Annotated in this window: 20 protein-coding genes; 14 read left to right on the top strand and 6 right to left on the bottom strand. The window is 68.6% G+C overall.

The annotated features are described in order from the left end of the window. The first annotated feature begins 116 nt into the window (after positions 1-116). From CFB45_RS01390 to CFB45_RS01360, 7 genes are all read left to right on the top strand, one after another. A complete protein-coding gene (locus tag CFB45_RS01390; protein WP_011350651.1) occupies positions 117-803 on the top strand; it encodes an orotate phosphoribosyltransferase in 687 nt (228 codons plus the stop codon). Between the two features lie 255 nt (positions 804-1058). After that, positions 1059-1652 (top strand): YbhB/YbcL family Raf kinase inhibitor-like protein, encoded by a 594-nt coding sequence (locus CFB45_RS01385; RefSeq protein ID WP_089424276.1) that lies wholly within the window; start codon positions 1059-1061, stop codon positions 1650-1652. Between the two features lie 213 nt (positions 1653-1865). Beyond that, positions 1866-2438, top strand: a complete 573-nt coding sequence (locus CFB45_RS01380; RefSeq protein ID WP_069246909.1) for a flavodoxin family protein — start codon at positions 1866-1868, stop codon at positions 2436-2438. A 142-nt stretch (positions 2439-2580) separates the two neighbouring features. Then, on the top strand, positions 2581-3531 hold the full coding sequence (gene argC, locus CFB45_RS01375) for an N-acetyl-gamma-glutamyl-phosphate reductase (RefSeq protein WP_089424275.1): 951 nt from the start codon (positions 2581-2583) through the stop codon (positions 3529-3531). 435 nt (positions 3532-3966) lie between these two features. Beyond that, complete coding sequence (locus tag CFB45_RS01370; RefSeq protein ID WP_089424274.1) at positions 3967-5373, top strand: DUF2957 domain-containing protein; 1407 nt, start codon at positions 3967-3969, stop codon at positions 5371-5373. A 148-nt stretch (positions 5374-5521) separates the two neighbouring features. Continuing rightward, positions 5522-6772, top strand: coding sequence for a DUF2957 domain-containing protein (locus tag CFB45_RS01365; protein WP_089424273.1), 1251 nt, complete (start codon positions 5522-5524; stop codon positions 6770-6772). An 18-nt stretch (positions 6773-6790) separates the two neighbouring features. After that, complete coding sequence (locus tag CFB45_RS01360; protein ID WP_089424272.1) at positions 6791-7624, top strand: OmpW/AlkL family protein; 834 nt, start codon at positions 6791-6793, stop codon at positions 7622-7624. Between the two features lie 184 nt (positions 7625-7808). On the opposite strand, the gene CFB45_RS01355 is transcribed toward CFB45_RS01360, so the two are convergent. Then, complete coding sequence (locus CFB45_RS01355; RefSeq protein WP_089424271.1) at positions 7809-8738, bottom strand: LysR family transcriptional regulator; 930 nt, start codon at positions 8736-8738, stop codon at positions 7809-7811. A 97-nt stretch (positions 8739-8835) separates the two neighbouring features. Here CFB45_RS01355 and CFB45_RS01350 point away from each other — a divergent pair, with 97 nt between their 5' ends. Next, complete coding sequence (locus tag CFB45_RS01350; RefSeq protein WP_089424270.1) at positions 8836-10131, top strand: MFS transporter; 1296 nt, start codon at positions 8836-8838, stop codon at positions 10129-10131. Between the two features lie 87 nt (positions 10132-10218). Here CFB45_RS01350 and CFB45_RS01345 read toward each other — a convergent pair whose 3' ends face one another. Continuing rightward, positions 10219-10860 carry a LysE family translocator gene (locus CFB45_RS01345; protein WP_089424269.1) on the bottom strand — a complete coding sequence of 214 codons (642 nt, stop codon included), beginning with the start codon at positions 10858-10860 and terminating at the stop codon, positions 10219-10221. Between the two features lie 76 nt (positions 10861-10936). Further along, positions 10937-11893: an NAD(P)-dependent oxidoreductase gene (locus CFB45_RS01340; protein WP_226124041.1), complete on the bottom strand. Its 957-nt coding sequence runs from the start codon at positions 11891-11893 to the stop codon at positions 10937-10939. Positions 11894-11902: 9 nt separating this feature from the next. On the opposite strand from CFB45_RS01340, the gene CFB45_RS01335 reads away from it, so the two are divergent. After that, entirely contained in the window at positions 11903-12664 is a 762-nt protein-coding gene (locus tag CFB45_RS01335) for a Mut7-C RNAse domain-containing protein (RefSeq protein ID WP_089424268.1), read from the top strand. Positions 12665-12746: 82 nt separating this feature from the next. Here the strand turns inward: CFB45_RS01335 and CFB45_RS01330 are convergent, their stop codons facing one another. Beyond that, entirely contained in the window at positions 12747-12980 is a 234-nt protein-coding gene (locus CFB45_RS01330; RefSeq protein ID WP_089424267.1) for a hypothetical protein, read from the bottom strand. Positions 12981-13340: 360 nt separating this feature from the next. Here CFB45_RS01330 and CFB45_RS01325 point away from each other — a divergent pair, with 360 nt between their 5' ends. Genes CFB45_RS01325 through CFB45_RS01310 form a run of 4 tightly spaced genes read left to right on the top strand, consistent with a single transcriptional unit; the run spans position 13341 to position 17603 of the window. Next, on the top strand, positions 13341-14546 hold the full coding sequence (locus CFB45_RS01325; protein WP_089424266.1) for an efflux RND transporter periplasmic adaptor subunit: 1206 nt from the start codon (positions 13341-13343) through the stop codon (positions 14544-14546). A 7-nt stretch (positions 14547-14553) separates the two neighbouring features. Further along, positions 14554-15252, top strand: coding sequence for an ABC transporter ATP-binding protein (locus tag CFB45_RS01320; RefSeq protein WP_089424265.1), 699 nt, complete (start codon positions 14554-14556; stop codon positions 15250-15252). A gap of 21 nt (positions 15253-15273) precedes the next feature. Beyond that, positions 15274-16428: an ABC transporter permease gene (locus CFB45_RS01315; RefSeq protein ID WP_089424264.1), complete on the top strand. Its 1155-nt coding sequence runs from the start codon at positions 15274-15276 to the stop codon at positions 16426-16428. An 8-nt stretch (positions 16429-16436) separates the two neighbouring features. Next, complete coding sequence (locus CFB45_RS01310; RefSeq protein ID WP_089424263.1) at positions 16437-17603, top strand: ABC transporter permease; 1167 nt, start codon at positions 16437-16439, stop codon at positions 17601-17603. A 19-nt stretch (positions 17604-17622) separates the two neighbouring features. On the opposite strand, the gene CFB45_RS01305 is transcribed toward CFB45_RS01310, so the two are convergent. Further along, entirely contained in the window at positions 17623-18954 is a 1332-nt protein-coding gene (locus tag CFB45_RS01305) for a carotenoid oxygenase family protein (protein WP_089424262.1), read from the bottom strand. Then, positions 18951-19604 (bottom strand): DUF2239 family protein, encoded by a 654-nt coding sequence (locus CFB45_RS01300; RefSeq protein ID WP_089424261.1) that lies wholly within the window; start codon positions 19602-19604, stop codon positions 18951-18953. The genes CFB45_RS01305 and CFB45_RS01300 overlap by 4 nt, the downstream gene beginning before the upstream one ends. Here CFB45_RS01300 and CFB45_RS38130 point away from each other — a divergent pair. Next, the gene (locus CFB45_RS38130) at positions 19594-19791 is read left to right on the top strand and encodes a hypothetical protein (RefSeq protein WP_144025152.1); all 198 of its coding nucleotides are present in this window, start codon (positions 19594-19596) and stop codon (positions 19789-19791) included. The two genes, CFB45_RS01300 and CFB45_RS38130, sit on opposite strands and share 11 nt — an antisense overlap. Positions 19792-19813: the final 22 nt, after the last annotated feature.

Raw genomic sequence — 19813 nt, 5'->3', positions numbered from 1 at the left:
CTACGCGCGCAGCGATGCGATTGGCCCTCCGATCGCGCCCCGGCCCCCTGGGCAGGTTCCCCTTGCTGCGCCACCGGGCCCGCGCCCGCTCTTCGCTCATCACCCAAGGAATGCCCATGACAGGCTACGATCGTCAGTCGATCTCGGATACGACCGCCAAAATCCTGCTCGAAGTACAGGCAGTGCACTTCAACGCAGAAAAACCGTTCATCTTCACGTCCGGCTGGGCAAGCCCCGTCTATATCGACTGCCGCAAGCTGATTTCGTATCCGCGCGTGCGCCGCGCGCTGATGGAAATGGCGGAAACGACGATCACGCGCGACATCGGCTTCGAGCAGATCGACGCGGTGGCGGGCGGCGAGACGGCCGGCATCCCGTTCGCGGCCTGGATCGCCGACAGGATGATGGTGCCGATGCAGTACGTGCGCAAAAAGCCGAAGGGTTTCGGCCGCAACGCGCAGATCGAAGGCCATCTGGAAGAAGGCTCGCGCGTGCTGCTGGTGGAAGACCTGACGACCGACAGCCGCAGCAAGATCAACTTCGTCAATGCGCTGCGCACCGCGGGCGCGACGGTGAACCACTGCTTCGTGCTGTTCCACTACAACATCTTCAAGGAAAGCGTGTCGGTCCTGAAGGACATCGACGTCGACCTGCACGCGCTCGCCACGTGGTGGGACGTGCTGCGCGTCGCGAAGGCCTCGGGCTACTTCGAGACGAAGACGCTCGACGAAGTCGAGAAATTCCTGCACGCACCGGCCGAGTGGTCGGCGGCGCACGGCGGCGCGACGTCCCCGAAGGACTGACGCCGCGCCGGCCCGCTGGCCGGCGTCCTGGCTGAACGAGCCGCCCGCTTCATCGCGGGCGGCTTTTTTTCGTCCGTCGATTTTGCGTCCGCCGATTCGCGCGGGAAACGATCGCGACCACGCGTCGCGGCGTGCATCGCTCATCGAACCCTAATGCTAGACTTGATCCATCGCTGCCATCAGCTGCGCAGGCAACGCACTACGCCAACAACGCCGGACGCATCGGTCCGGACCACGTGACGGGAGAAGCGCCATATGCGTGTGGATCGCCGGATCACTCCGCCTGCGCCATCGGGTCGCCCGTCGCCGTTCCTCGTCGCCCTCCTTTACGCCGCCGTCCTCTCCACCCTGCCCGCGCATGCGGAAGGCCCGTTCACCGTGACGAGCGACGACCTGACGCCGGGCGGGCGCGTCCGCGCCGCGAACGTGTTCGACCGCGGCGACTGCAAGGGCGGCAATCACTCGCCGCAGCTCACCTGGCACAACCCGCCGCCCGGCACGCGCGGCTATGCGGTCACGGTCTTCGATCCCGATGCGCCGGGGCACGGCTGGTGGCACTGGGCCGTCGCGGGCATTCCGGCGACGGTCACGAGCCTGCCGGCCGACGCGAGCGCGTCCGGGTTCCTGCGGCGCATCGGCGCGAGCGAGGCGCGCAACGACTTCGGGATCGACGGCTACGGCGGCCCGTGCCCGCCGCCGGGCAAGCCGCACCGCTACGTGATCACCGTCTATGCGCTCAAGGGCGACGACCTGCGCGTCGCGCAGGGCCGACCCGCGCCGATGTTCGAGCACGAGATCGGCACGCTGGCGATCGGCACCGCGCAACTCACGGTCAACTACGGGCAGTAACGGGCGGCGGGCGTGACGCGCCGCCGCACTGCGATTGCCGCCGCCGCGAAATGCCGTCCTCCGCACTCATGTGCTTTCCCGTCATTTCGGCTTGCTAGACTCGTCGTCACCGGTCGCGGCGCCATGCCGCGCATCCGTCGCGCCGCCCACCGGCGACGCGTGACGCGGCGAGCCTGCGGTCCGCCGTTCCCGTTCCTTTCCGGAGAACGCTTCATGTCGAATATCGTCATCGTCTATCACAGCGGCTACGGTCACACGCAGAAACTGGCCGAGGCCGTGCACGCGGGCGCGCAGGAAGCCGGCGCTACCGTGCGCCTGCTCGCCGTCGGCGACGTCGACGACGCGGGCTGGGCCGCGCTCGACGCGGCCGACGCGATCGTCTTCGGCGCGCCGACCTACATGGGCGGCCCGTCGGCGCAGTTCAAGCAGTTTGCCGACGCGACGTCGAAAGCGTGGTTCACGCAGAAATGGAAGGACAAGATCGCCGCGGGCTTCACGAACTCCGCGACGATGAACGGCGACAAGTTCTCGACGATTCAATATTTCGTCACGCTGTCGATGCAGCATGGGATGGTGTGGGTCGGCACGAGCCTGATGCCGGCCAACTCGAAGGCGGCCACGCGCAACGACATCAACTACCTGGGCGGCTCGACGGGCCTGCTCGCGCAGTCGCCGGCCGATTCGACGCCCGACGAAGGCCCGCTGCCGGGCGACCTCGAGACCGGCAAGGCATTCGGCCGGCGGGTTGCCGAAGCGACCGCCCGGTGGGTCGCCGGCCGCGGCTGAGCACGCTCCGGCGGGCGACAAAGGGACACAAGACGGCCCGCCGGCCGTCTTTTTTTCGCCCCGCGCGGTGCAGGCCCGCCGGATGACGTCTTAAAATGGCGGCTTCAGGGCGCGGGCCCCCGTTTCATTCAGTGAGAGCGAAATGAGCACCAAAGTTTTTGTCGACGGCCAGGAAGGCACGACCGGCCTCAAGATCTTCGAATACCTGTCGGCACGCAGCGACATCGAGATCCTGCGCATCGATGAAGCGAAGCGCAAGGACGTCGAAGAGCGCCGCCGCCTGATCAACGCGTCGGACGTCACGTTCCTGTGCCTGCCGGACGTCGCATCGCGCGAATCGGCGTCGCTCGTCGAGAACCCGAACACGACGCTGATCGACGCGAGCACCGCGTTCCGCACCAGCGCCGACTGGGCGTACGGCCTGCCGGAACTGACCCGCGCGCAGCGCGAGAAGATTCGCACGTCGAAGCGCATCGCCGTGCCGGGCTGCCACGCGTCGGCCTTCGTGCTCGCGATGCGTCCGCTCGTCGATGCAGGCATCGTCGCACCGACGTTCGCCGCGCACAGCTACTCGATCACCGGCTACAGCGGCGGCGGCAAGTCGATGATCGCCGACTACGAAAACGCCACGCCGGGCGACAAGCTCGCGAGCCCGCGCCCGTATGCGCTCGGCCTCACGCACAAGCACCTGCCGGAAATGGCCGCGCACACGGGCCTCGCGACCCCGCCGATCTTCACGCCGATCGTCGGGCCGTTCCTGAAGGGTCTCGCGGTGACGACCTACTTCACGCCCGAGCAGCTCGCGAAGCGCACGACGCCGCAGGACGTGCAGCGCGTGTTCGCCGAGTACTACGCGGACGAAGCATTCGTGCGCGTCGCGCCGTTCGATGCGGACGCGAACCTCGACGGCGGCTTCTTCGACGTGCAGGCGAACAACGACACGAACCGGGTCGACCTGTTCGTGTTCGGCAACGCGGAGCGCTTCGTCACGGTCGCGCGCCTCGACAACCTCGGCAAGGGCGCATCGGGCGCGGCGATCCAGTGCATGAACCTGAGCATCGGCGCGGCCGAGGACGCAGGTCTCAAACGCTGATTTACCATCGCATGCAATGCAAAGCCGGCCACTGGCCGGCTTTTTATTTACCCCTGCCGGGCAATATATAAAAAATTCCGGATCGCGCATTTACAAATATTTACAAGCTTTCCATTGCGCGATTACCAGTGAATTAATCCCACCCCCTCTTTATCCAGTCAATCCCGAATAGGGATAAACCGGATACCGCCGCTTTAAACGCTGCCGTTATACGCAGGAAGGCTCTGCGCCGGCCTGTCCGGCGTCGCACATCCCCCACTCCAGCCGCTTTCGGCAGCCCGTCTCACGTTTTAATTCTTACCGAATTCCTTGTCGGACAAGGATTCAATACGTGACATCCGTTTCAATCGCCTTTTTTAGACGGGTTCATCAATTGACAGCAAAAATCAAGGCGGCGACATTAGCTCGCACAATTAAACGATTGGAGACAGCGGCATGTCGCACACCTTATCGAAGGGGGTGGCAACGGCCTTTGCCATTGCCCCTTTCCTGGTTGCATGTGGTGGGGGGGACGGCGGCGCACCCGCGCCGATCAATGCGCCCCAATGTTCCGGATCCAGTTGCGGCACGCAAGGGCCGCCGCCGTCGCAGCCCATCAATGGTGCGCTGTGCCCGGCCAACGCCGACATCGTGAAGAGCACGTACCTCGGCGGCGCCGGTAGCGGCGAGATCGTCAGCGTCAACATCGACGCGGTGGCGATGACCTACACGCTCAAGTGGCTCGAATCGCCGATTCCGCTCGCGACCGGCACGGTCACGCCGAGCCGCGTCGGCACAACGATCACCGGCGCAGTCATGCACCCGCCGACCGGCGTGCTACCGACCGCGGAGCAGACGCGCTGCGCGTTCATCCTGACGCCCGGCACGGGCAAGGCGCCGAGCGGCGCCACGTACTCGACGGCCGCCGACTTCAACCAGGCGAACCCGCCGATGCTGCTGGTCGGCATGGGTGTCGCGGGCGGCGGCATTCCGGGCGCGACGATCCAGTACGACGGGCTGACGATCATCCCGGGCGTGCTCCAGAACATCGGCCAGGTGCCGAAGCGACACTTCGACTTCTATCCGTTCCTCGGCTTCGCGAACACGACGACGGATATCTCGAAGCTGCCGGGCACGTACAACGCGCTGCTCTATCACCTCGTGCCGTCGAGCAACTACGCGACGAAGGGTTCGAACTCGAGCGAGACGTTCGACGCGAACGGCGCGTGCACGTCGAGCGGCTCAGGCGGCTGCCAGACGACCGGTGACCCGTGGAAGGCGAGCGCGAACGGCGGCTACTTCGACAGCACGAAGGCCCCGCAGATACTGCCGCAGACGCAGCTGCCGACCGGCGCGACCGGCAAGTCGGCGACCGCGCACATGGTGATCGGCCAGCTCAACGGCGCGACGGTGCCGGTGATCGTACGCACGGGCAACGTGAACCTCGGCACGCCGCCGCTGCACCTCGATGCGCAGGTCGACGACGAGTCGGGCATCGCGGTGCTCGGCGCGGCGACGGCCATCACGTCGGGCGCGATCGACGGCGGTTACGCGGGCGCGGATTCGAACTTCAAGTACACGGCCGCGCTGATCCGCGGCAGCAACGCGTCGTTCATCAACCCGAGCACGCAGGCCGAGGAAGACGGCTTCACGCTCGACTACGGCCAGGCGACGCCGGGCCTGCTGAACGCGACGACGATTCCGAAGAGCGGCTCGGCCGCATCGGGCGTGGTAATCGCGACGGGCGGCCTGTATGCGGCGCTGATCCAGGGCACGGTGAACGGCGGCGTCACGCCGACGTCGGCGAATTCGACGACATCGTCGACCCCGTACTTCGGCGTGGGCGCGCAGATCAGCAAGTAGCGACGAGGGCGCGGCGGCGGCCTGCCGCCGCCGCGTGACGCAGGGAAGGCACGAAGGCGCTCGGCACGGCGCAAGCAGGACGAGCACGACCAACAGAAGCGGCCGACAGGGAGCTGGCCGCCGCACAAGACAAATCTGGAGGAGCAACATGAAGCGCAACCTCATTCTGGCGGCGGCCTTTGCCGCCCCCCTTCTTTCCGCCTGCGGCGGCAGCGGCAGCGGCGGCGACAACCCGCCCCCGCTCGTCGAAGACCGGCTCTGCCCCGCCACGCTCGACTACAACACCGTATTCACGGGCGGCGCGGGCAGCGGCGAACTCGCGAAAGTCCAGCTCGACACGACCAAGATGACCTGGCAGGTCACCTACGTCGAATCGGCCGTCCCGCAAAAGACCGGCACCGTCACGCCGACCCGCGCCGGCACCGTCGACAGCGGCACGCTCACGCAGGAAACGCTGCTGCCGACCAACAAGCTGAACCAGTGCGCGTTCCGGCTGAACGGCGCGAGCCTCGATGCGTCGCGTCCGGCACGCATCTTCGTCGGCTTCGGCGTCGCGGGCGGCACGATCCCCGGCAAGGAAATCCAGTTCGACGGCGTGCTCGGCCAGGCCGCGGTGCCTGATACGAAGTTCCCGTACTACCCGTTCATCGGCTTCTCGTCGATCGAAACCGACATCACGAAGGTCGCGGGCACGTACAGCCACGTCGGCTTCGGCGAAGTGCCGTCGCAGAAGTTCGCGCCGGCGTCGATCGACGCGAAGGTGACGATCAACGCGGACGGCACGTGGACCAAGTGCGACACGACCGGCCAGTTCGCCGGTGGCGCCTGCGCGCAGCAGGGCACGAACTTCGTGCAGTCGGCCGACGGCAGCGGCGCGTTCCAGTCGAACAACTACGCGAGCCAGCTGAAGCCGACGCTGTCGGCGACGCCGCAGGGCAAGGGCTTCATGATCGTCGGCAAGCTGCGCAACCAGCTCGTGCCGATCCTCGTGCGCACGGGCGTCGCGAACCCGAACCCGACGCCGGACGCCAACGGCGTGCCGGGCCTCACCGCCGACGACGAATCGAGCATCTCGATCCTCGCGCCGCAGACGGCCGTCGCGCTCGGCTCGCAGAACGGCGAGTACATCGGCGTCGACAGCCAGTTCGACTACCGCACCACCGCGCTGATCGACAAGCAGGCCACGCTGCTCGATCCGTTCAACGCGTCGCAGGCCTCGCTCGCGACCGCGCTCGATCTCGACTACACGCAGAAGGTGCCGGGCACGGTCACGACGATTCACACGGGCTCGGGCAGCACGTCGCCGACCGGCAAGTTCATCTTCACGGGTGGCGTGTTCGGTTTCCTCGACAACGCGGGATCGACGCCGTATTTCACGATCGGCGCATTCGTCCAGTAAGCGGAGGGAAGAGCCGTGATGAAGAAGACCCTTCTCTGCGCGGCGGCCGGCGCCGCCGCCGTGGCGCCGCTCGCGGCGCACGCGCAGAGCGCCGGCAGCAACGTCGTGACGCTGGGCTGGTTCCACATCATGCCGCAGCAGAGCAGCACGCCGATGACGACCAACGTCGCGCCGACGCCGATCAACACGCCGCTGCGGCTGCCGCCGTCGTTCACGTCGCCGGGCACCGGACTGCACACGAGCGGCGCCGACACCGTCGGCCTGACGGTCAGCCACTTCCTGACCGACCATATCGCGGTGACATCGGTGGCCGGCGTGCCGCCGGTGTTCAAGGTCTCGGGCCAGGGCACGATCAAGCCGCCGGGCCCGGCCGGCGCGCTCGGCACGCAGAACATCGGGCTGGGCTCGGTCAACCCGATCGTGAAGAGCGTGCGGCAGTGGAGCCCGGCGGCGATCCTGCAGTACTACTTCGGGGCCGCGAACGCGAAGTTCCGGCCGTTCCTCGGCCTCGGCGTGTCGTACAACTGGTTCAGCGACCTGCAGCTCAACACGAACTTCATCAAGCAGACGCAGGACAATCTCGGCGCGGTTCTCGCGGCGGGCGCGGGCAAGCCGGGTACGACATCGGTAGAGGCGAAGGCGTCGTCGTCATGGCAGCCGGTGTTCAACGCGGGCCTGCAGTACAACATGACGGAGCATTTCGGGCTGATCGCGTCGGTCACGTACATCCCGCTGAAGACGACGTCGACGGTGACGATCAAGGCGGCCGACGGCACGGTGCTCTCGGAGTCGAAATCGGACCTGAAGGCCGACCCGATCATCAGCTACGTCGGGATGACGTACAAGTTCTGAGCGCAGCGACGGACGACGAATGGACGGCCGCGACAAAATCGCAGGCAAAAAAAAGCCCGCCTAAGAGGCGGGCTGAATCCATATCAGAGGAGACATGGAGGAGACAGGTGCAACTATAGCGAAACAGTTTCCGCAATGCAACATTTCCGTAGAGAAAATAAGGATTTTCCCTCGAATGTCGCCTCTAGACCGCCTTTACCGCATCTGACCCCGCCTTGTTTACCCGGTCGAGCACTTCGCCCAGCACATCGCGCAGCAGCGCGACGGGCCGCACGAGCCGGCCCGGCAGCGCGCCGTGCACGATCCACACGTTGATCCGCGTCTCCAGCCCCACCGTTTCCACCACCCTCAGCGCATCGCGATGCGCGCTGCGCGCCAGCGCGTTCGGCGCCGCGATGCCGATGCCCGCGCCGCGCGCGACGAGCGACAACTGCAGCTCCGAGCCGAACGCCTCGACCGCGACGTCGAACGGCAGCCCGGCCGCGCCGAGCATGCGGCTCAGCGCCGAACGCATCCCGCAGCCGTCCTGGCTCAGCACCCACGGAAAACCCGACAGCGTGTCGATCGACAGCGGACCGTCCGGCAGCGGGTAGTCGCGCGCGGCAACGAGCACCGTCGGCTGCGTGCCGATCAGCGTCGACGTGAACGTGTCGGGCAGCGTCGAACTGGCCGGCACCATCACGGCCGCGACGTCGAGCGTGCCCCGCTCGACGCCTTGCATCAACGCCGGCGACCAGCCGGCCGTCACCCGCAGCGTGAGGCGCGGAAACGCGTCACGCAGCCGGTCGATCGGCTGCTCGAGCGCCAGCTCGGACAGGAACGGCGGCACGCCGATGCGCAGCTCGCCCGACGGCTCGCTGTCCGGCGCGCCCGCCGCCATCAGCTCGTCGACCGCGCCGAGCACGTTGCGCGCGAGCGCGTAGACGTCGCGCCCGGCGGCGGTCGGCTTCAGCGGCTTGCTTTGCCGCTCCAGCAGCGGCATGCCGAGCAGCGTTTCGAGGTTCTGCACCCGCCGTGTCAGGCCCGGCTGCGTCAGGTGGAGCTTCGCGGCCGCGGCGACCATCGACCCGCTGTCGACCACCGCGACGAATGCCTGGAGATCACGCGTATTCAAAACAAACTCGCATAATCATGTTAGAGATATTTCAATTGTCGCATAAACATCGGGCGCCTACGATGGGGACTTCTTCGACCCACTCGCCAGGCTTCCGATGAACTGCCCTGCCAACCCTTGCCCCGCCACCGCGCGCCCGCCCGTCAGCGCGCCGGCCGGCACGCCGCCCGCGCTGAGCGCCGGCATGACGCTGTTCTTCGCCGCGACGGTCGGCGTGATCGTGATGGACCTGTTCGCCGCGCAGCCGCTGACGGGCCCGATCAGCGCCGACCTGCACCTGCCGCCCGGCCTGGCCGGCCTCGTCGCGATGCTGCCGCAGCTCGGCTACGCGGCCGGGCTCGTGCTGCTCGTCCCGCTCGTCGACCTGCTCGAGAACCGCCGCCTGATCGTCACGACGCTGGCCGCGTGCGCGGCCGCGCTCGCGCTGCCGGCGTTCACGCGGTCGGGCACCGTATTCCTGCTGGCGACGCTCGTGGCCGGCGCCGCGTCGAGCGTGATCCAGATGCTCGTGCCGATGGCCGCGTCGATGGCGCCCGAGGCGCAGCGCGGTCGCGCGGTCGGCAACGTGATGAGCGGGCTGATGCTCGGCATCCTGCTGTCGCGGCCGCTCGCGAGCCTGATCGCGGGCTCGGCCGGCTGGCGCGGGTTCTATGTGCTGGCCGCGCTCGCGAATGCCGCGATCGCCGTGGTGCTCGCGCTGCGCCTGCCGTCGCGCACACCGTCGATCTCGGCCGGCTACCGCACGCTGCTTGCGTCGATGGGCCGCCTGCTGGCCGACGAGCCGGTGCTGCGCCGGCATGCGCTGTCGGCCGCGCTCGCGATGGCCTCGTTCAGCGCATTCTGGACCGCCGTCGGGCTGCGGCTCGCGCAGCCGCCGTTCGGCCTCGACCTGCACGGCATTGCGCTGTTCGCGTTCGCCGGCGCGAGCGGCGCGATCGTCACGCCGCTCGCGGGCCGTGCCGGCGACCGTGGGCATGGCCCGGCCGCGCAGCGGATCGCGCACGTCACGATGCTCGTGGCGCTCGTCTTGCTCGGGATCGCGGGCGCCGGCTGGTTCGGCTTCGACGCACACCTGCATCGCGGCCTCGCGCTCGCGCTGCTGGCCGGCGGCGCCGCGCTGCTCGACGCGGGCGTCATCGTCGACCAGACGATCGGCCGCCGCGCGATCAACCTGCTGAACCCGGCCGCGCGCGGCCGCCTGAACGGCCTGTTCGTCGGGCTGTTCTTCATCGGCGGCGCGCTCGGCGCGGCGCTCGCAGGCAGCGCGTGGGCCTCGGGCGGGTGGAGCGCGGTGTGCGGCGTGGGGTTTGCGTTCGCCGGCGCGGCCGCCGTCTTCGGGCTCACGGCCGGACGCGGCGCCGGCGCGGCGGCATGGACGCGCCCGCGTGCTTAAGCAAGCGAGTGACGGAGGCCCGAAAAGCAGAACGCCCCGCCCTCTTGAGAGGAACGGGGCGTTCGGTCCGCCGGTGTCAGTGCGAAATCAGTGACGGACCAGCGCCATCATCGCGCCGAAGCCGACGAACAACCCGCCCGTCAGCCGGTTGAAGATCTTCGCCACGCTCTGGCTCTTCAGCGTCGCGCCGATGCGCGTGCCGAACGACGCGTAGACGAGATACCAGCTCACCTCGATCACCGCGAACGTGACGACGAGAATGCCGAACTGCGGCAGCGTCGGCTCGGCCGCGTTGATGAACTGCGGCAGCAGCGCAGCCGCGAACAGGATCGCCTTCGGGTTGCTGCCCGCGACCAGAAAGCCGTTGCGGAACAGCGTCCCGCGCGATGCCGGCGCGGCCTGGCGCGACACGGTGTCGACGTCGGCGGCCGGCTGCTCGTCGTCGACGCGTGCGCGCCAGGCCTTCACGCCGAGGTAGATCAGGTAGGCCGCGCCCGCGAAGCGCAACGTGTTGAACATCGCCGGCCACGCTTCGAGCACCGCACCGAGGCCCGCCGCCGACACCGACAGCATCAGCACCAGCGCGGTGAGGCAGCCGGCCATCGTCCACGTCGAACGCCGCAACCCGTGCCGCGCGCCGTGCGTCATCACCAGCAGCATGTTCGGGCCCGGAATCGCCGACACGACGAACACCGTCGCCACGAAAAGCCACCACGTATGCAAGTTCATGCCCGCCTCTGCGTCGATGCAAGGAAAAAGGAAACGTCGATTATGCCGGTGCGCCGGACTTCTGTCGCGCGACGGCTCAGCGGCCCGCTCGGCGCAGCGCGACTTCGCCGAGCACCGCGAAATCCTGCTCGCCGCCGCCGTGCGCCAGCGCGTCGAGCAGGTTGTCGCGTACAACGCTCGCCACCGGCAGCGGCACCGACACGGCGTCGCCCGCTTCCAGCGCAAGGCGAACGTCCTTCAGCCCGAGGCGCGCCTTGAAGCGCGCGGGCTCGTAGCGCCGCTCGGCGATCATCGAGCCGTAGCCTTCGTAGACGGGGCCCGGAAACACGCTGCCGGTGATCACGTCGAGGAAGTCGCGCATCGCGACGCCGTGCGCGCCCAGCAAGGCAGACGCTTCGCCGAGCGTCTCGATCGCCGACGCGAGCGTGAAGTTCGCGGCGATCTTCGCGACGTTCGCGTGCTGCGGCAACGACCCGAACCGCCAGGTCTTCTGGCCGATCGCGTCGAACAGCGGCTGCACGCGGTCAATCGCCTCGGCCGGGCCGCCCGCCATGATCGTCAGGCGCGCGGCGGCCGCGACGTCCGGCCGGCCCATCACCGGCGCGGCGACGTAATGGATGCCACGCGACGCATGCGCATGCGCGAGCGATTCGGCCAGCGCGACCGACACCGTCGCCATGTTGACGTGGATCAGGCCGCGCGGCGCCTGGGCGAGCAGTGCGTCGTCGAAGATCGCGCGCGCCGCGGCGTCGTCGGCCAGCATCGAGAACACCGCGTCGCCGCGAAACGCGTCGGCCGGCGTGTCGACGATCTGCGCGCCGACGGCCGCGAGCGGCTCGGCGCGCTCGCGCGACCGGTTCCAGACGCGCACCGTGTGCCCGGCCTTCAGCAGGTTCGTCGCGATTGCCTGCCCCATTTCACCCAGCCCGATAAATCCGAGATCCATTTCCCGCTCCTTCGCTCCGTGAAGCGGGGAGTTAAACACAGATGCGTGGCGCCTGCAGGGCACGCGGCCGGCCAGGCGCGGTGCCATACTGCCCGCATGGCGACCGCGACCTTCCGCTTCCACGACGAACTGAACGCCTTTCTCCCGCGCGCCCAGCGCGACCGCGCGTTCGGGCACGCATGTGCGCGCGACGCGACGGTGAAGCACGCGATCGAGGCGCTCGGCGTGCCGCATACCGAAATCGGCCGGCTGTGCGTGAACGATGCGCCGGCCGCGCTCGACCGGCCGCTCGACGACGGCGACCGGGTCGAGGCTTTTCCGGAACGCGCACAGCCGGCTGCCGTGAACGGGGCCACCGCGCCGCCCGCGCAATGGCGCTTCGTCGCCGACGCGCATCTCGGCGGCCTCGCGCAACTGCTGCGCCTCGCGGGCTTCGACACCTGCTATGACAACCACTACCGCGACGACGAGCTCGCGGCGCTCGCCGCGCGGGAGGGCCGGATCGTGCTGACCCGCGACCGCGAGCTGCTCAAGCGGCGCGCGGTCGCGCGCGGCTGCTACCTGCACGCGCTGCAGCCGGCCGACCAGCTGCGCGAACTGTTCGAACGGCTCGATCTCGCGCCGCACATGCGGCCATTCCGGCTGTGCCTGCGCTGCAATGCGCCGCTGCATCCGCTCGACGCGGCCGCTGCCGCGCCACGCGTGCCGGCCGGCGTCCGGCTGCGGCACCGGCGCTTCGCCGCGTGCGACGTGTGCCGGCGCGTGTTCTGGGAAGGCTCGCACTGGCGGCGCATGCGCACGGTGGTCGACGCGATGCGCGCGCCGCCGCCGCCGCCGGCCGATGAACACGAGGCCTGAAAAAAACAAAACCCCGCATGCGTGAACATGCGGGGTCTAGCGACTGGCGGCCGGCGGTGCCGGCCGCAGCGCAACGCGCTTCTTAGTTCTGCGCGCCTGCGTCGTTCGTGCCGGCTGCCGATGCAGCTTCGGCCTTCGCCTTGCCCTTGGCCGAACCGTGGCGCTTCAGCTGGTGCTTCGGCTTGCTGTGATCCTTCTTGGCCGGTGCCGGAGCGGCTGCCGACGTGTCGGCTGCCGGCGCGGACGCCTGTGCGAATGCCGAAACCGATGCGAGTGCGAATGCTGCGGCGATGATCGAAGCGAGCGTCTTCTTCATTGTTCTTCCTTTAGCGGAGAAAAAATCAAACGTACCGGTCAGTAAAGATGCGAGGCATTCGCATCGGAGCCCCAGGCCGCGAAGCCGGCTTTCGCCGTGCCGTCGCGACAAAACCTGACGCACTGGTTCCATAACGCACCGTGTTCGCGGCAAGTTGACACGTTGCTTGCGCCCCTCGGGTTTCCCCGGGGGAGCACGCGTATCCCCGGGGCGGTGCCCCGTCCGGCGGCCGCCGCGGCGGCGCTGCAAACCGGCTCGCGCACCGTCGGGGCGACGCTTATACTGGCGTCCATCCGTCCCTTTCCCCGGAAACCGGATCGCGGCCGGTCGCCAGACCGCCGCCGTCTCGAGGCGCTCAAATTGCCCGATCACAATCTGGACAAACTGAAAATCGACCGGCGTCCGCTCGCACCGGCGCCCCGTCGCCGCCGGTGGCTCCGCTATGCGGTGGCCGCCGCACTCGTCATCGGCGCGATTGCCGCTGGCCTCGCGCTCACCGGCCGGCCGGCCGTCGAAACCACCGCCGTCACGTCCGCCTACCCGTACCAGAACGACACGCAGCTCAATGCGACCGGCTACGTCGTGCCGCAGCGCAAGGCCGCGGTCGCGTCGAAGGGCCAGGGGCGCGTCGAATGGCTCGGCGTGCTGGAAGGCACGCGCGTGAAGCAGGACGAGATCATCGCGCGGCTCGAAAGCAACGACGTGCGCGCATCGCTCGCGCAGGCGCGCGCGCAGGTGCAGGTGTCCCGCGCGAACCTCGGCGTCGCGCAGGCGGAACTGAAGGATGCGGAGATCGCGTTGCGCCGCACGTCCGCGCTCGCGCCCAAGGGCGCTGTGCCGGCCGCGCAGCTCGACACCGACACGGCCCGCGTGAACAAGGCGCGCGCGACGCTCAACAGCGACCAGGCCGCGATCGCATCGGCCGAGGCCAACGCACAGGCCGCACAGGTGGCAGTCGACCAGACGGTGATCCGCGCGCCGTTCGACGGCATCGTGCTCGCGAAGCACGCGAACGTCGGCGACAACATCACGCCGTTCTCGTCCGCGTCGGACAGCAAGGGCGCGGTCGTGACGATCGCCGACATGGACACGCTCGAGGTCGAGGCCGACGTCGCCGAATCGAACATCGCGAAGATCCGCGCCGAGCAGCCGTGCGAGGTCCAGCTCGACGCGCTGCCCGACATGCGGTTCGCGGGCCGCGTGTCGCGCATCGTGCCGACCGTCGACCGCTCGAAGGCCACCGTGCTCGTGAAGGTGCGCTTCGTCGACCGCGACGACCGCGTGCTGCCCGACATGAGCGCGAAGATCGCGTTCCTGTCGAAGCCCGTGTCGGCACAGGACCGGCAGCCCGTGACGGCCGTGCAGGCCAGCGCGGTCGTGGAGCGCGACGGGCGGCCGGTCGTGTTCGTCGTGAAGGACGATGTGGTGCGCGCCGTGCCCGTGACGCGCGGCATGCGGATCGGCGAACTCGTCGCGCTCACCGGCGTGAAGCCCGGCGACACGGTCGTGCTCGCGCCGGATGCGAAGCTGCAGGACGGCGCGAAAGTGACCGTCGCGAAGAAGTAGCGCACGCGTGAACGACGCCCAGCCGCCCCTCGTCGAGCTTAGCCACGTCGCGAAGTCGTACCGGCGCGGCAACCAGATCGTGCCCGTGCTGACCGACATCACGCTCGACATCGGCGAAGGCGACTTCGTCGCACTGATGGGGCCGTCCGGCTCCGGCAAGAGCACGCTGCTGAACCTGGTGGCCGGCATCGACCGGCCCGACAGCGGCGAGCTGCGGGTGGGCGGGCTCGACATCTCGCTGCTCGCGGAGGCGCAACTGGCCGAATGGCGCGCGGCGAACGTCGGCTTCATCTTCCAGTTCTACAACCTGATGCCGGTGCTCACCGCGTTCGAGAACGTCGAGCTGCCGCTGATGCTCACGCACCTGTCGCGCCGCGAGCGGCGCGAACGGGTCGAGCTCGTGCTCGACATGGTGAACCTCGGCGACCGGACGAGCCATTACCCGTCCGAGCTGTCGGGCGGCCAGCAGCAGCGTGTCGCGATCGCGCGCGCGCTGATCACCGATCCGGTGCTGATCGTCGCCGACGAGCCGACCGGCGACCTCGACCGCACGTCGGCCACCGACGTGCTCGCGATGCTGCAGCGAATGAACGCCGAGCTCGGCAAGACGATCATCATGGTGACCCACGACGCGCATGCGGCCGGCGCCGCGCGCTCGCTCGTGCATCTGGAAAAAGGGGAGCTGATCGATGGGCACGCCGGCTGACCGGCTGCGGGAGCGCGCGCAATGTACGTGCTGAAGCTGATCGCGCGCAATGCGATGCGGCACCGGCTGCGCACGCTGCTGACCGTGCTCGGGCTCACCATCGCCGTGCTCGCGTTCGGGCTGCTGCACACCGTGGTCGACGCGTGGTACGCGGGCGCGGCCGCTGCCTCCAGCGGGCGGCTCGTCACGCGCAACGCGATCTCGCTCGTGTTTCCGCTGCCTGTCAGCTACGAGAACCGGATCCGCGGCGTCGAAGGCGTGACGGCCGTGGTCCGCTCGAACTGGTTCGGCGGCATCTACCGCGACCCGAAGAACTTCTTCGCGAGCTTCGCGGTATCGGACAACTATCTCGACCTGTACCCGGAATTCATCATCCCGGCGCAGCAGCGCGCCGACTACGATCGCGACCGCCGCGGCTGCCTCGTCGGCCGCCAGCTCGCGACGCAATTCGGCTTCAAGATCGGCGACGTGATCCCGCTGAAGGGCACGATCTACCCGGGCACATGGGATTTCGTCGTGCGCGGCATCCTGGACGGCCGCGACGACTCGACGATCACGCGGCAGCTGGTGTTCCACTGGGAATACCTGAACGAGACGGTGCGCCAGCGCACGCCGAAGCAGGCCGACCAGGTCGGCGTATTCGTGCTCGGCGTCGCGAACCCCGACGACGGCGCGTCGATCGCGCGCCACGTCGACGCGGTGTTCAAGAACTCGCTCGCCGAGACGCTGACCGAAACCGAGCAGGCGTTCCAGCTCGGCTTCGTCGCGATGTCGAACCAGATCATCGCGGCGATCCGCCTCGTGTCGTATGTGGTGATCCTGATCATCATGGCCGTGATGGCCAACGCGATGGCAATGAGCGCGCGCGAGCGCACAGCCGAATACGCGACGCTGAAGGCGCTCGGCTTCGGCCCCGGCTTCCTCGCGCTGATCGTGTTCGGCGAATCGGTCGTGATCGCGGTGGCCGGCGGCGGGCTCGGGATCCTCGCGACGCCGCCCGCCGCGAGTCTCTTCAAGCAGGCGGCCGGCGGCATCTTCCCGGTGTTCAAGGTGTCCACCGAGACGGTCGTGCTGCAGGCCGCGTGCTCGGTCGCGGTCGGCTTCGCGGCGGCGATCGTGCCGGCGTGGCAGGCGGCGCGCGTGCGCGTCGTCGAAGGCCTCCGGGCAATCGGTTAGGTTGGCCCATGGCGATCCCGCTCAACTACATCGCGCGCAACCTGTGGACCCGACGGCTCACCACCGCGCTGACCGCCGGCGGGATGGCGCTCGTGATCTTCGTGTTCGCGACCGTGCAGATGCTCGACGCGGGGCTCACGCAGACGCTCGTGTCGACCGGCGAACCCGACAACGCGGTGGTGATCCGCAAGGGCGCCGAAACCGAGATCCAGAGCTCGATCGACCACCAGCAGGCCAATGCGCTCGAAATGCATCCGGCCGTCGCACTCGGCCCCGACGGCCGGCCGCTCGTGTCGAAGGAAGCGGTCGTGCTGATCTCGCTGGTGAAGACCTCGACCGGCAAGCCGTCGAACGTCGTGATCCGCGGCGTGTCGCCGTCCGGCCTCGCGCTGCGCCCGCACGTGAAGCTCGTCGCCGGCCGCATGTTCGCGCCCGGCTCGTCGGAAATCATCGTCGGCAGCGCGATCGCGAAGGGCTTCAGCGGCACGCAGCTCGGCGACAGCCTGCATTTCGCGCAGCGCGACTGGACCATCGTCGGCATCTTCGACGCGGGCGGCAGCGGCTTCGATTCGGAGATCTGGGGCGACGTCGACCAGCTGATGCAGTCGTTCCGGCGCACCAGCTATTCGTCGATGGTGCTGCGCATCCCGAGTGCCGACGGCTTCGCGCGCTTCAAGGCCGACATCGACGTCGACCCGCGCCTCACCGACGAGGCGAAACGCGAACAGACCTTCTACGGCGATCAGTCGAGGGCGCTGTCGACGTTCATCAACATCCTCGGCATCACGCTGTCGACGATCTTCTCGATCGCCGCGATGATCGGCGCGATGATCACGATGTATGCGTCGGTCGCGAACCGCGTCGCCGAGATCGGCACGCTGCGCGCGCTCGGCTTCAAGCGCACGAACGTGCTCGCCGCGTTCCTGCTGGAAGCGCTGCTGCTCGGCTTCGTCGGCGGTGTGGCGGGGCTCGCGTGCGCGTCGCTGATGCAGTTCGCGTCGTTCTCGACGACCAACTTTCAAACCTTCGCCGACCTGTCGTTCCGCTTCGTGTTGACGCCCGCGATCGTCGTGAAGACGCTGCTGTTCTCACTGGTGATGGGGCTCGTCGGCGGGTTCCTGCCGGCGATGCGCGCCGCGCGGCTGAAAATCGTCGATGCGCTGCGCGCGCAGTGACGCGCGCCGCCGCTCACGTTCAACGTTCGCGCGGCACCCACGCGCCGTGGAACCCGGCCGGCACGCGGCGCGGCAGGTGCACGGTGGCGACCGGCCCCGCGTCGATCGCGCGCGCATCGAGGATCACGACGTCACTCGTATCGGTCGCCGCGCGGTAGACCATCACCAGCAGCCAGCCGTCGTCCTCGTTCGCGCCGCCCGGGCGCGGCACGAACACCGGCTCGCTGTTCTGGTCGCCGGGCGGCACCGCGTAGTGCGTCGTCGTGCCGCTCGCGTGGTCGAAGCGCATCACGCCGCGCATTTCCACAGGATTCGGCTGCTCGACCGCATACAGGTAGCGGTAGCGGCGCCCCGTCCGGCTTTCGTTGATGCGCGGCATCTCGATGCCGCCGTCGGCGAGCGGCCCTTCGTCGATCAGCCCGTTCGCCGTATCGATCACGTAGCGCCACAGCTCGCCGACCGGGTTGTCGGCGAAGCGGCCCGTGCCCGCGTCGAACCGCAGGAACGACGGATAGCGCACCGCATCGAGCACGATGCACGACGCGTCGCAGTCGTACGCGTTCACGACGTGCAGGATGAAGCACGGCTCGACGTCGAACCAGCGCACCGCGCCGCCGTGGCGCGGGAGCACGCCGATGCGCGCGGGCCGGTCGTCGTGCCAGCGCAGCGGCATCCGGTGGCCGTGCTTCAGCAGCGAAAAGTCGTAGCCGACGTTCAGGTCGAGCAGCAGGCTGCGGGTTTCGGTGATCGCGAGGTCGTGCATCATCGACGGCGCGTTCAGCGCGATCTCGAGATCGACGCGCTGCACGCCCTGCGCATCGGCGACACCGTAGCGCAGCCACGGTGCGCGCCAGTCCGCGCGGAACGCAATCAGCTCGCCGGTCACCGGATCGACCTTCGGATGCGCGGTCATCCCGCCGCCGAGGCCCGCGTGCCGCGCCGGCACACCGAGCGAATCGAGCGCGGCCGTGATCGCGAACGGCGCGCCGCCCTCCGCCAGTGCGAGCAATTCGCCGGCATGCTGCAGCACGTTCACGTTCGGGTTGGTGTCGGGCAGCTGCGATGCCGCTTCAGGCGCATGCACGGCGGCCCAGCGCTGCGTGCGCGCCCAGCGGTTCCGGTAGCCGGTCGCGCGGCCGCCTTCGAACGCGATCGCGTGCAGCATCGCGGCTTCCGGCCACCACGACAGCATGTCGTTTCCTTCGAAACGGCCGCCCGGCGGATTCGGGCCGTTGCGCAGCAACGTGCCGGCGAGTTCGTGCGGGATCGTGCCGGTCACGCGCAGCTCGACGAGATCGACCTCGTCGGCAACCGGCGCGATCGCGCCGCGATTCAGATCGAATGCGGTCATGGCGTCCGATGCTCCTGTCGGCAGTCTTCGGTGGACGGCGGCAGTTCGCCGCGTGCCAGCGCGAGCGCATGGTCGCGCACGTCGTCCGGCCAGCCGGCGATCAGCTCGGCGACGCGTGTCAGGTCGTTCGCATACAGCGCGCGCGCGGCCTCCTCGAAACCGGGCAGGTCGCCCGCCATCGCCGACATGAAGTGGTAGGCGCGCGCCTGCGCGTCGCGTCGCCGGTCGGCTTCCGCATGGGTGCGCCGTGCGTCCTCGACAAGCTTGCGCAACGCGACCGACGCGCCGCCGGGCTGCGTGGCCAGCCATTCCCAGTGACGCGGCAGCAGCGTGACCTCGCGCGACACGACGCCGAGCTTCGGCCGGCCGCGGCCGCGCTGTTCGCCCGCGCCGTCGCCGGCCAGCTCGCCGGCGGCGCTGGCCGTATCGCCCGACGGCGGTGCGTAGCGCGCGCGGATTTCGTCCGCCGTGCCGCGCAGGTCGAGGTCGATCGAGCGGCCCGTCGCATCGTCGAAGATCAGGATCGTGCCGGGCATCGCATCGCCGGCGGCCTGCCGGACCGCGAGCGCGACCGTCGCGAGCGGCCCCGACGCGAGCCGCCGGTGGCCGTCGAAGGCCGTGTAGGAAGGGAGCAGTGTGGTGGTGGTCATCGTGATCGCCCCGCGGGCTGGAATCGGAATGACGCTATTTTTATACGGGTATAAATTGGATGTCAATATTATCCGGGTAAAAATATTCCAGCAAGCCATGGCACGGCCTTGGGCCAATTGGCTGATCGATTCAATTGCTGAATCGATCAAGTCAGCAATTGGCATGAAGGCGCAAATTTCGCCATGACAGAATGGCCCGGACGCCCTGC

The sequence above is a fragment of the Burkholderia sp. HI2500 genome, from assembly GCF_002223055.1.
In the GTDB taxonomy this organism is placed as follows: Bacteria; Pseudomonadota; Gammaproteobacteria; order Burkholderiales; family Burkholderiaceae; genus Burkholderia.
This window is presented reverse-complemented; position numbering and strand designations above follow the sequence as displayed.

Coding starts and splice junctions, on each gene's coding strand:
- CFB45_RS01390 (WP_011350651.1), top strand. CDS start 117: ATGACAGGCTACGATCGTCAGTCGATCTCGGATACGACCGCCAAAATC.
- CFB45_RS01385 (WP_089424276.1), top strand. CDS start 1,059: ATGCGTGTGGATCGCCGGATCACTCCGCCTGCGCCATCGGGTCGCCCG.
- CFB45_RS01380 (WP_069246909.1), top strand. CDS start 1,866: ATGTCGAATATCGTCATCGTCTATCACAGCGGCTACGGTCACACGCAG.
- argC (WP_089424275.1), top strand. CDS start 2,581: ATGAGCACCAAAGTTTTTGTCGACGGCCAGGAAGGCACGACCGGCCTC.
- CFB45_RS01370 (WP_089424274.1), top strand. CDS start 3,967: ATGTCGCACACCTTATCGAAGGGGGTGGCAACGGCCTTTGCCATTGCC.
- CFB45_RS01365 (WP_089424273.1), top strand. CDS start 5,522: ATGAAGCGCAACCTCATTCTGGCGGCGGCCTTTGCCGCCCCCCTTCTT.
- CFB45_RS01360 (WP_089424272.1), top strand. CDS start 6,791: ATGAAGAAGACCCTTCTCTGCGCGGCGGCCGGCGCCGCCGCCGTGGCG.
- CFB45_RS01350 (WP_089424270.1), top strand. CDS start 8,836: ATGAACTGCCCTGCCAACCCTTGCCCCGCCACCGCGCGCCCGCCCGTC.
- CFB45_RS01345 (WP_089424269.1), bottom strand. CDS start 10,860: ATGAACTTGCATACGTGGTGGCTTTTCGTGGCGACGGTGTTCGTCGTG.
- CFB45_RS01340 (WP_226124041.1), bottom strand. CDS start 11,893: ATGGCACCGCGCCTGGCCGGCCGCGTGCCCTGCAGGCGCCACGCATCT.
- CFB45_RS01335 (WP_089424268.1), top strand. CDS start 11,903: ATGGCGACCGCGACCTTCCGCTTCCACGACGAACTGAACGCCTTTCTC.
- CFB45_RS01330 (WP_089424267.1), bottom strand. CDS start 12,980: ATGAAGAAGACGCTCGCTTCGATCATCGCCGCAGCATTCGCACTCGCA.
- CFB45_RS01315 (WP_089424264.1), top strand. CDS start 15,274: ATGTACGTGCTGAAGCTGATCGCGCGCAATGCGATGCGGCACCGGCTG.
- CFB45_RS01310 (WP_089424263.1), top strand. CDS start 16,437: ATGGCGATCCCGCTCAACTACATCGCGCGCAACCTGTGGACCCGACGG.
- CFB45_RS01305 (WP_089424262.1), bottom strand. CDS start 18,954: ATGACCGCATTCGATCTGAATCGCGGCGCGATCGCGCCGGTTGCCGAC.
- CFB45_RS01300 (WP_089424261.1), bottom strand. CDS start 19,604: ATGACCACCACCACACTGCTCCCTTCCTACACGGCCTTCGACGGCCAC.